Origin of the sequence: Nostoc sp. ChiSLP03a (assembly GCF_034531215.2) — a bacterium.
Classification (GTDB): Bacteria; Cyanobacteriota; Cyanobacteriia; order Cyanobacteriales; family Nostocaceae; genus Nostoc.
This window is the reverse complement of sequence record NZ_JAVRBQ020000007.1, coordinates 1-11509: the sequence shown is the minus strand read 5'-3', so window position 1 is coordinate 11509 and position 11509 is coordinate 1. Positions and strand designations below refer to the sequence as shown.

7 protein-coding genes and 2 pseudogenes are annotated in these 11509 nt (G+C 40.1%); 3 read left to right on the top strand and 6 right to left on the bottom strand.

Annotated features, from left to right (window positions below; genetic code table 11):
- Positions 1–218: 218 nt before the first annotated feature.
- The 6 genes from RMY32_RS00935 to RMY32_RS00910 form a co-directional block, all read right to left on the bottom strand.
- Positions 219–1724 (bottom strand): mechanosensitive ion channel family protein, encoded by a 1506-nt coding sequence (locus RMY32_RS00935; RefSeq protein WP_322713297.1) that lies wholly within the window; start codon positions 1722–1724, stop codon positions 219–221.
- Positions 1717–3789 carry an adenylate/guanylate cyclase domain-containing protein gene (locus tag RMY32_RS00930; protein WP_322713296.1) on the bottom strand — a complete coding sequence of 691 codons (2073 nt, stop codon included), beginning with the start codon at positions 3787–3789 and terminating at the stop codon, positions 1717–1719. The genes RMY32_RS00935 and RMY32_RS00930 overlap by 8 nt, the downstream gene beginning before the upstream one ends.
- A gap of 320 nt (positions 3790–4109) precedes the next feature.
- Positions 4110–5519 (bottom strand): pentapeptide repeat-containing protein, encoded by a 1410-nt coding sequence (locus RMY32_RS00925; protein ID WP_322713295.1) that lies wholly within the window; start codon positions 5517–5519, stop codon positions 4110–4112.
- 136 nt (positions 5520–5655) lie between these two features.
- On the bottom strand, positions 5656–5847 hold the full coding sequence (locus RMY32_RS00920; protein ID WP_322713294.1) for a hypothetical protein: 192 nt from the start codon (positions 5845–5847) through the stop codon (positions 5656–5658).
- Between the two features lie 216 nt (positions 5848–6063).
- Entirely contained in the window at positions 6064–8067 is a 2004-nt protein-coding gene (locus RMY32_RS00915) for a histidine phosphatase family protein (protein ID WP_322713293.1), read from the bottom strand.
- Between the two features lie 655 nt (positions 8068–8722).
- On the bottom strand, positions 8723–9520 hold the full coding sequence (locus RMY32_RS00910; protein WP_322713292.1) for a sulfite exporter TauE/SafE family protein: 798 nt from the start codon (positions 9518–9520) through the stop codon (positions 8723–8725).
- A 626-nt stretch (positions 9521–10146) separates the two neighbouring features.
- Between RMY32_RS00910 and RMY32_RS00905 the strand changes: the two are divergent.
- The 3 genes and pseudogenes from RMY32_RS00905 to RMY32_RS00895 form a co-directional block, all read left to right on the top strand.
- A pseudogene (locus tag RMY32_RS00905) lies at positions 10147–10307 on the top strand (NADH-dependent alcohol dehydrogenase); the annotation flags it as partial.
- Positions 10308–10470: 163 nt separating this feature from the next.
- A complete protein-coding gene (locus tag RMY32_RS00900; protein WP_322713291.1) occupies positions 10471–11058 on the top strand; it encodes a TetR/AcrR family transcriptional regulator in 588 nt (195 codons plus the stop codon).
- 41 nt (positions 11059–11099) lie between these two features.
- Positions 11100–11372, top strand: a pseudogene (locus RMY32_RS00895) (acyl-CoA thioesterase); the annotation flags it as partial.
- Between the last annotated feature and the right edge of the window lie 137 nt (positions 11373–11509).

Genomic DNA, 11509 nt, shown 5'->3' with positions numbered 1-11509 from the left:
CCTTCAATAGGTCATCAGTGATAGCATAAATTGTAATTATTTCGTTTAACATTACCCCTCCTAATTTTTCCTCTGGAGGGGATTTTATTGCTCATGCAATGCCACCTGAACACCTGCAAGCATAACTAGCAACTTGGGTTACTACCTTGGAGCAGAAGTTAATCAATGTTGGATGCTGGCTTTGGAATTGAACGATTAGGAATACTGAAAAACCTCAATTACTTCAAAACCCTAATAGGCAATTCAACCTCAGCATTGGATGAAACATCTGCTTGTTGAGCCATACTTACCGCTTTGCTTCGCGCTTCGATAATTTGACCGATCTCACGTCCCAAGCTTGGTTGACGTTCAATCATCATATTTACAGCATCTGAGTAGATAACAAGAACTTGCAAATCGTCAACTGCTTTGATTGATACCGGACTCGGTTCCCCAGTAAACAGTGCCATCTCGCCAAAGAACTCACCACGCAAGATAGTCATTACCTCCAATTCCATGCCAAACTCGTTTGTGACGGTGACTAGAGCCTGACCCGCAATGATAATATACAAAGCATTACCAGGCTCGCCCTGCCGGATGACTTTCTCTCCCGCACCGAACTGTTGTACGATAGTTCCCTTAGCTAAGTCATCCAAATTTTTTGGCTCCCTAGTTAAAGGCATAAATCCGGGAATTGAGTGCAAGTGGTTTAACTTACTTGCAGCATTATCTGCCTTATCAGCAGCTTTTACAGCTAACTCGTATCGGTAGCGATATAGTGTCAGGTTGTTTCGCTGCGCTGCGTACCAGATTCGCGTCATGAATCTATCAAGTATCTGCTCTACATCCTCAAAGTTTTCGATAAAGAATTCCACCTCATACATAATTGCAGTCTCATCATAGGATGTAGTTTTGCTCTCTGGTTCGGGTTCGGCTAATATTCCCTGTGTAGCCAAAGCTGTACTTGTTAGTACCTGTTTCACGAGGTTAGGGGGGCTATCGTAGGAAAAGCCAATATTGATACGTTGGTTATAAATGCGTTCTGGTTGGCTGTAATTATGGATTATTTCTTTGCCAATGAACTGATGGGGAACGACAATCACCTGGCGCTGGAGAGTTAGCAGGCGGACAGATCGCCAATTGATATCAATTACCTGCCCTTCAATAACCTGGTCTTCGCTATTGCCAACGCGCAACCAATCACCCACGCTGAAGGGGCGTTCGAGAAGCAGTGCAATGCCAGACATGATGCTACCCAATGTGTCCTGAAGCGCCAAACCGATCACAATCGAGCTAACACCTAATCCGGTAGCAAGACCTGCCAAATCTGCACCCCACACTGCTGCTAGCACGAGCGCGCTGCCTACAAGCACCAAAAACAACCGAGAAAGGTCGATCAGCAGTTTGGGCATCCTTGCCCGCCATGTATTTGCCTCTGCTTCTTCAAACAAAATCACATTAAACAGCGACAGAGAAGCGTAGATAACAGATATCCAAAACAGCGTTTCGACGAGCTTGGCAAAATTCCCGTTTACGTCAAGCTTTAAGACATTCCTAATTAAAAGCATCAGCATTAAGACGGGCAAAACGAGGTTTTTCACAACCCGTAGCGTAGCCGCCATCGGTTTCCCGCGCCTTTTTAGATGATAAATAATTTCTCCTAGTAAAACTATCAGGAGTGGGAACCCTAATCCGACAATTATTGCCCAAGTGTGCCAGTCCTTTGAAAAGCTTAAATTATTCATATTCTTCTTTTTGAACATTTGCTTGAAGCTGAGAACTTTTGAGTTGCCAACCCACTAGCTTTTCTTTTCCAGGTTCTTGAATTTCACCAAAGAGTTCAAAATCGTAGATATCGCGCAGGCGATCGCATATATTTTGAGAAACTAAAATTCCTCCTACAGGACAAGCAGACTTCAACCGATTGGCAATATTTACAGTATTGCCCCAAACGTCGTAGAGCAATTTATTTTTGCCAATGACACCTGCAACCACATCTCCTGAATTAATGCCGATTTCCACATCTAAATGTAAACCTTTTTCATAATTAAATCGGCGGACAAACGCCTGCATTTCCAAAGCAAAATCTACCGTGCGTTTGTCATGATCCAAACGCGGCACATTCAGTCCGCATACAGCCATGTAACCGTCACCAATGGTCTTAATTTTCTCCAAACCGTATTTATCTGTCATTTCATCAAAGCCAGTTACCAGTTCATTCAGCAGGGCAACAACTTCTTGAGGGGACATTGATTGAGAAAGCTTGGTAAATCGATGGAGATCGGAAAACAAGACCGAGACATTAGAAATCTGATCGGCAATTTCTCTATCGCCCTGTTTGAGGCGTTTAGCTACTGCGGGACTAAATATATTTAAGACTAATGCTTCATTAGAGCGATTTTCCTGAGCAATTTGTTGAGTTTCGGCGCGAAGGCTTTCTATCGTTTGATTAAATGACTTAGCTAAGTCTCCAAATTCATCTTGCGAACCAGATTTTACAACTGCGTCAAATTCTCCGGCTCCCACCTGGCGAGCGCTTTTAATTAAAGTATTGATCGGTTTGACAAAACTTGCACTCAGCCACATGGCAACAAGCGTGATCAGGGCGATGACTAAAGTAGCCCCAATCAAAACTGTTTTTTCAAACGAGTGAATTGGGGCATAAGCTTCAGAAACATCTATTTCTGCCAAGATAACCCACCTCAAACCATCAATATTTAGTGGAGCATAAGAACTCAAAACTGGAATATTACGATAATCATCGATTACCTGCGTTCCCTGTTTCCCAAACAACGCTTCCTTTACTGCTTTTGTTTGCACTTGTTGTAGGAGGATTGTAGTATTGAACTCTTTGATTTTGTTGATGGTCTTTTCATCAGTACCGATAGAACGTAGGGTTTTTGCATGACCTTTTGGGTCTTCAATCTGGAAACGAGACGCAGAGCGCATGAGATAATCCGAACCGACTAGATAAGTTTCTCCGGAATCACCCAGACCATTTTGTTTCCACTGTTTGTTGCCAGTCATCACATTGTTAATTTTGTCAATAGGAAGCTGGAACGCCAAAATACCAATGAATTGAGAGCCGTTAAAGATTGGGGACGCGATAAAAGCCGCAGGCGCACTCCCAGAAGGGATGTACGGTTTAAAATCTACTATTTTCACGAAGCCTTTTCCGTTTGCTTGTCGTGCGGCGGCGATCGCTTCTGCTAGGTTACTCTCTTTGTAGGGACCGGTAGTAAAGTTTGTAGTAAAATCGGTTTCTTTAAAAACCGTATAGACAACGGTTCCTTGGGGATCGATCAAAAACATATCGTAGTAACCGTATTTTTGCACTATATTGCGAAAAATAGGCTGATAGCGGGTGTGAACGCGGCTGTAGGAACTGCCATCGCTTGGGTCGTCAAGGAGAAGTTTCTTGCCAACGGGGTTGGGGTTAGCGACGGTGTAGTAGTACTGTAGGTAACGGGCAGCAGTTGTTTTTGGCGTGTAAGATGCGACAACGGGCGAACCTTCACTAGTTCGCGCCAGTCTGGGGAGAAATTGTGTTTGGTAGTAGGTATCAATTTTTTTGTCAAAATCCGCTGGTACTGTTGATTTTTCCAGTTCGCGGTAAGCTGTCTGAAACTCCTGCATGGCGCTAATAACTGTCAGGTCTTCGCTTAAAGTCTGGCTATGGTTGTAAAGGTTTTCAAAATAATCTTCGATTTGATAAGTCTTGGCAGCTCGAAGGCTGGTTAATTGGTTGAAGACCTTTTCCGTCAGAAGAGATTTACCAGCATTAGAGCAGGTAAAGGTGCTTGCGAGCATAGCGCAAACACTGACTACCAGCAACATGACTATAAGTTTTGTCTTTATACTTAATTTATTAAGTAATTGCATATAAATTTTTTTGATATTCTTTGCCTTATTTCTCTGATTAGACAGATGGAGGAAATTCTACTTTAGCTGTGATCCTAAAAAGATTTTAGTCTAGTTGTTGGAGCGGTCGATTATTTAATAAACCTTTTGCAAAAGTCCTAATTTTGAGATATTTTTTGCGCCTAATCTATGAGAAGTCGCTTTGCATCTATGCGTGAGACAAAAAAATATTTATGCAAGATATCTAGATATTTCTGCCAATTGTAACTTCAGCGATTATCGCTAAGTGAAGATTTATATCGTGAGCCATTAGGCATAATCGCACCTTCCAGGAAAGCATTACTCAGTTCATCGTCGCTCACTTTAGCATTCTTGAGATTAGCACCAGTTAGATAAGCTCCCTCCAAATTAGCACCACTCAAACTAGCATCTTTCAAATTTGCACCACTCAGATTGGTATGACTCAAATCTGCACAAATCAAATTAGTGCTACTCAAATTTGCACTACTAAGATTAGCCTGATTTAATCGAGAAAAACCCAGTTTTGCATAACTTAAATTTGCACCACTAAGTTTAACCTGACTGAGATTAGCATTATCTAAATTGGCATAGCTGAGATTGGCATTAGTAAAATCGCTTTCCATTAAATTAGCTTTACTCAGATTGGCATGGGAGAGATTAATCTCTACTAACTCCGCACCAGGAGCATCCAAACCTCTTAAAGAAACACCATTCTTATTCAAATCTTGCAGTGCCAAAATTCTGGCATAACTAACTTTTACACCGTGTGCCGCATCAATCGTACTCCAGGCTTGATAATGAAATTGTTTTCTACGATCTGGAGCTTCCTTAATGAATAGAACTACCGCCACCACCAAACTGATAGTGTCAGCAGCACCTAAAGCCTTTGCCAGCACCGAATTCTCATCAACAATTACAACAATTACGGTAAAAATAACTACTGAAACTATACAGACTAACCATGTTGGTGCTATCCAGAAAGTATCAAGAAGTTTCTTGGGAATTTGTTTGAAGACTTCACTTAATGGCTGTTCTGATATTTTGGTCTGAAATTGCTGATAATTAACGATAAAATCATTGATAATTTCTTTTAAAACTTTACCATCTAACTGAATTGATATCAAAGATTTATTCTTTACTTCTGCTGTAGATTTAAATAGCTGATGTTCTTTTTTGTTTTCTGTTTTTAATGTTGCAGGTTTTGCTAAAGCTTCAGTTTTTTTTTCAGCTTGGACAAGTTTTGGTGAAGATTCTTCTCCCGCGCCTTTTAACATCAATGCAGTAATAGCTCTAAAAGCATCTAGCCAAGCTTTTTTGACTTCAGGAGTCCAATCTTGCTGGAGATATTGCTCAAACGTTACCAGTAGTGCTTCCCCAACTGGCCCATAATATTTGGGAATAGCTCCATAGCCGACGTGTCTAGCTCCTAGAGCCTTAAGAACTGGTTCTAAAGCTTCTGGGTTGCGGAGATTTTCTACTACTAAAACCAGAGAACTTAATAGTTTTTTCTCTTGGTTTTTCATATCTGTTTTAGTAAACAGTGGTTTCACTTCTGGGTGAGCTTGAAAAAGATTATCGTAGAAACTAGCTGCAAATTCATCAGCGCATGGTTTAACTTTTTCAAAGCTTTGTTCTAAAAGTTCAACATTTAAAGACATATTTTTTCCTTTAAAAACTCAAATTTTCTAATTCCTGCCATAAAGTAACTATAAAATCATTAGTATCCTTAATACCCATATTTGCCAGTGCTTTCCACTCTTCAGGAGTGTAATCTAAATCCTGTCCCATAATGTCTTAAGTCCAATAAGGCAACTTAGATGGATTTTCTATTAGGTCATAAGTCATTTCCAATATTTTTGTTCCCGGAGTATTTTTACCAGCCTTTGTAGTCAGGCAAAAAGCTAGTAATTTAGCTAGATTGCTTTCCGGGGGAATAGATATCAGGAAAGCCATATTTTGTGCTAAGACAAACTTGTCTAATTTCATGTTTATTTTTCCTAATTTATAAATACTTTAACAAAGGCTTTTTATTCTAAATTTAGTAAGTAAAAATGTATTTTATACAAAATTATATTAGAAGAATGATGTTGAGCGCGCTATAAAATACTTTTTATGATAAAAGCAAAGACTTTTTTAAATCCCATTCACGATAGGATTTAAAAAGTCTTTGTCAGCTAAATCAGTAGATTTAGCAATAATTAATTATCTTGCTATCGGCGATGCAGCAGCAGAGACAACGTTAAGGTTAGCAACTAACCCGTAGGTTGATACATACTCTTCTAACTCTTGCAAATCGACTGTGCCATTTTTATCGGAGTCAAGAGTAGCGAAAAGATAATCAGTTACGTACCTTCTAACATCTTCAGAGCTACGTTCGCCTGTTGTCATATCTTCTATTCGACCTAAAAGCTCCATAATCTCGTCTTTCTCGAGTGCATTGCTGCCATCTGTATCCAATTGATGGAAAAGTTTTCTCACATCTTCTGTTGCCATTCTCGAAGAACGCAGTGTTTCTCGCAGTAATTCATTACCAAATGAATTCATAAACAATATCTGCTCGATGAGTGGTATGCAGAAGAACCCCAGTGCTGCCCAAAAAATTGCATATCTTACGGCTTCGGGATTTGCAGTTGCACTAACTCCGAGGAAAAGAGCCGCCCAAAGGAAAAAGTTGGGATTAACAAGCAGGATATAAGCATCCTGAGCTTCTGCCTTGATCAGCTTGCCTTTTGTAAACACTGAAGTTAATACGGCAAAGACGCGCATTAAGATAAAGATTAATGTTGCCACTGCTAGTTGTTGCAGACAAGCTAGGGAGCGGTTCGCATCCGTTGAGAAAAATAAATCGCTCAGGAATGTTGATGGTGTAAACTGAAATCCAGTTGCCAAAGCCATTAATGCGACAGCAAGCACTCCAATAAATTTCCAGTTCTTACTGTGGTGATTTGATTCAACAGGAGATTTGTCACGCCAAAATTGAGCGATCGCTCCCGGTATTGCTAAACCAACAATTAGAATCACACCGAAAAATATCAGGCTGGAACTGTTAATTGGTAATTGTTTTGCCAAACCAAATGTAACAATCAGTGCAACTGGAGCGATGATTGATAATGTCCTTGATAAGATAGCCGAGGGATAAAGATTACCACCCCAGAGTACCGATAAAACTGGGGAAGTAAGGGCGGGTGGAACCATCCAAAAAAGCACCCACATAACTTTGTACAAATCTCCCGGATTTTGATACAAGATTCCAGAAAATATTAAAAGTAGCCCAACTACCCATCTCACCAACATCCAGGCATAGACTATATACTTCACTGTTGGAGTTACTTTGCGTTTACTCGCTGCAAAGTCAATGTCTAGGTAAGTATAAAACGTTGAAGCCGCCAGACAAGCAACGATAATCGCTCGAAATAGTTCTGAGGGAATTCCGATTGAAGAGGCGCTGATTGCCCTAACCAAGCTTCCTAGTAAGAAAGCAGCTGCATAGAGCAAAATTGCCCACATAATTGACAGATCGTTGATCTGTTTACGCACCGAAGCTGTACCGCCGGATTCCTTATCGCGAAACTTGATTAGCTCCTCACCACTGAGAGCTTTACCGTTAGGGAGTTTCAGATGTTCATAATCAGTTGGTGGTAAATCACTTAAATAAAGTGCTAAAGGCTCCAATACATATTGGTGGCACACTACTAGAACAGTTTCACCCCGTTTCAAGTGCGGTACAACCCGCTCCTCATAGAAAGAAGCAGCGCGTCCGTAAACCTGGGCAATCTTCTCGCCAGCCGGAGGTGCTTCGTTATGGGAATGCAACATTTCCTCGAAACCTTCGTAGCCCAAAGCAAGACGCAGCAGATTCAAGTTACGTCCCGCAAAGATGCCAAAGGATTTCTCACTAATTCGATGGTCGATCTCAACAGTGATATCGGGTGATTTCAGCGCCTGACTTTCAGCAAGGGCGATTTCACAAGTTTGCCGCGCCCGCCTCATGTGAGATACATATACTGCATCAAACTTCACACCTTTTTTCTTAATGTCAACACCTGCACGCCGTGCCTGCAACCTACCAAATGCTGTGAGGTCAACATCCAGTACTCCTGCAAAAATGTTACGTTCGTTGCTGGTACTTTCACCATGCCGAATAAAGTAGGCACGTCCTGGATAATCATCCTTAGACGCGCTGGTAGAATTATCAGTTTTTAACACAGTTGCAATTGTTAATGGTTTTAAGTCCGACTACCTTAACCCTCTTCCATCACTTTCGCCAACTAAAAATCGAAGCTAACTTTTAAACCTTATATTAAGAAAAAAGTTGAAGCTTTGACTTTCTAACACAATGTTATTAATCATGCTTTTGTTGTAAAAAGTCTTATGGAATAAGAACTATGATTTTATTCTTTGGCAAAAGGATTAATAAAGTATTAAAGCACAGTAAGACTAAGTAACAAATTTATCAATGCTTTTTCAATAAATTTTTGACAAGTTCAATAAAAGTTTAAGAATCTTTACAAACTATAGAAACATCTACTAGTAAAGGTTGGCGGAAATAAACAGATCGTATTGCTGGGAAAAGTAATTGTCAGGTCAATAACCATTTTGTAGACGTTAAATTCAATATTTCCCGAGCGCACCCGCAGAACGTGGGTTGTAAGAGAGGGTAAACGAAAGAGAAAGTGACAAACACTAACTCTACGTTTTTCAATTTGACCATGACCTTTATTAATTAGGAAAATAGTAGAAGCAAAACTTTATGTTAAACCCAGTTTCAAAAACTGATTAGATTGACAGTACGAGAGTCAGTGACCAACAATTGGTAGATTTTAGCGCCTAGTAAGAACTTTTCAAACATCCTCTAAGAGTGTCAAACCTGATGAACTAATTTCCAACTTACCATCATTAAAATGGCGTAAATAATAAATCGTAGTGGGCGTTGCGGAGCTATTTGGCAGATTTTAGCACCTAGTAACACCCCAGGCACAGAGCCTAACCATATAGGGAGTACTAAACTCCAATCAACTGTTCCCAGGCTGAGATGACCAAGGGCTGTAAACAGCAATAAAATCGCTGCGTGTGAAATATCAGTACCCACTAACTTCCGGGCATCAAGGCGGAAAAACCCAATCAGCACTAAGGCAAACATTGAACCTGAAGAGACGCTAGTTAGACCGACAAAACAGCCTAAAATTGCTCCCAAAGTAATTGTTATAAATCGACCAAAGTTAGTTTCTAAGTCTAACTTTGGCAGTTCGGGTAAATTAAATTTAGGGAAAAAAGTCAATAACAACAATTGCACTAGTGCTAACAATGTGACTAGCAAAATCATCCCGCCAAGCAAACGGAGCAAGATATTATCCAGGCTATACTCACCTGTATGTTTAATGAAGTGCAAAATTCCTACTCCGAACAATGAGCCTGGAACACTTCCAAAGGCTAGCCATTTGACAACTTCTGTGTCGAGGGTTTTTTGTTCCCAATGCTTGACGCTACCAACAATTTTCATCAATGTGGCAGCCACAACATCAGAACTCACAGCGATAGAAGGCGGAACCTGAAAAATAAAAATCAACATTGGGGTGATGAGAGACGCTCCACCAATACCCGTCAAACCAACGATGATACCAACAAAAAAGCTTAAGAACGGTAGTAATAAATAGTGCATACTCTTCGGGGGTTTCAACAATTAGCTATCAGTTATCAAAGTTCTGTCGAGTCTCCCACTTCTATAAGTGAGCAGCGTCGGTAAGGGTTGATTAAATCCCCAAACGAAGCCTTGATAACTGTTCACTGACTTAATTACGAGCAGTTAGAGAGCAGCAACTCAGCCAAACTATAGCCCAGTGGTAGACAGAGCTAGTTATGACAAGTTATTGTGTTTCTCAATGATTCCTGGACAACTTAAAACCTGCCTGGAAGTTTTTGTAAGCATGACAACTGGGGTTTAGCTCAATCAGTCGCTTTGCCAAACTCAACTTCTAACTAGGTTTTTCTACAGTTTTACATATAAAACCACGTAAGGCGATGCACTTACCGTATTTTACTCGTAAGTATGATTAAACGTCTAGCGTATTCGCGTTGTATATTGCTCAATTATCTGGATAATACACCGCAGTCAGTCAAACTCCCTACGGACTGGTTGCTCAAAAATTTAGCTACAAGTTATTAAGCATAGGGATAATACCAAACTTTGTAGAGACGCGATATATCGCATTTATGCTGCAATTAAGCAACATCCTGGAAGTGATTACAATACTCAAGGTCAATTTCGATTCCCTAGTTTAATGACTCATGGAAAACTTTGTTTTTTGCAATCCAGTCAAAATCCTGTTTGGCAAAGGTCAAATCGCCAACATTACTGCTGAAATTCCTGATAATGCAAAAATACTGATTAATTATGGTGGGGTAGCATCAAAACTAACGGTGTCTATAACCAGGTGAAGTCTGCATTGATAAACTTTGGCTATAGCCAATGCCTAGTTCTTTACTCAGTGTTGAAAAAATCTTGACTTACAAGCAACTATCATGATAATTTAAATCAAACCATTCGGTCGGTAATATTTAATTTACAGCAATTTTCAGTTCAATAAACTCCCTATTATCAAAATCGCTGTAATGTCCAAAGGCGAAGAAACAAAAACTAGAATTCTTGAGCAAGCAGCCGAACTGTTTAATCAACAGGGGTATGCAGGTTCATCGATGTCAGACATTATGCGTGTAACTGGATTGCAGAAAGGAGGAATTTACAATCACTTCCAAAGCAAAGACGATCTCGCACTACAAGCTTTTGATTTTGCGATCGCTCGCATTAAGCAGCATACTAGATTTACATTACGAAGCAAACACCATGCAATAGAACGTCTGCAAGCAATCATTGAGGTGTTTAGTAGCTTCGCAGAAAATCCACCGATTAAGGGCGGGTGTCCACTGCTGAATACTGCTGTGGAAAGTGACGATGCTCATCCAGCGTTGCGACAACGTGCTCAACAAGCGATGAACTCTTGGCTACATTTAATTTGTCGAATTATTGAAAAAGGAATTAAAAAGGGTGAAATTCGCCCGGAAGTGAGTGCTGATGAAATCGCTACCATCATAATCGCAACACTGGAAGGAGGCATAATGATCAGCAAGCTTTATGGAGATTCAATTCATATCCATAGAGTAATTAATCACTTGAATCAATACTTGAAAACTTCTCTTTAATTGAACAGATCGAGCAGTATTAAAAAATATCAAGATCAATAATGCTAATAAACAACAACTTACACAGACCATTAGAAGTAGTATTACCAATTCCTGTCAAAACATACGACATTGATTTTATGGGAATTGTGAGTAATATCGTGTATATCAGATGGCTAGAGGATTTACGTCTAAAGTTTTTAGATGAACATTGGCAACTCAATCAACAACTTGAGCTAGGATATACACCAATTCTAGCTGGGACTGAAATTGAATATAAACGTCCAATAAAAATTATTGATCGAGTGATTGGACGTTTATGGCTGAGTGGTTTATACCAATTTAATGTGAAGTTGCACATATCTTGATCCCCCTAAATCCCCCTTGAAAAGGGGGACTTTGATAGATGTTTTTCCGGTTCCCCCCTTTTTAAGGGGGGTTAGGGGGGATCGAATTCTATGCAGCTTTATAA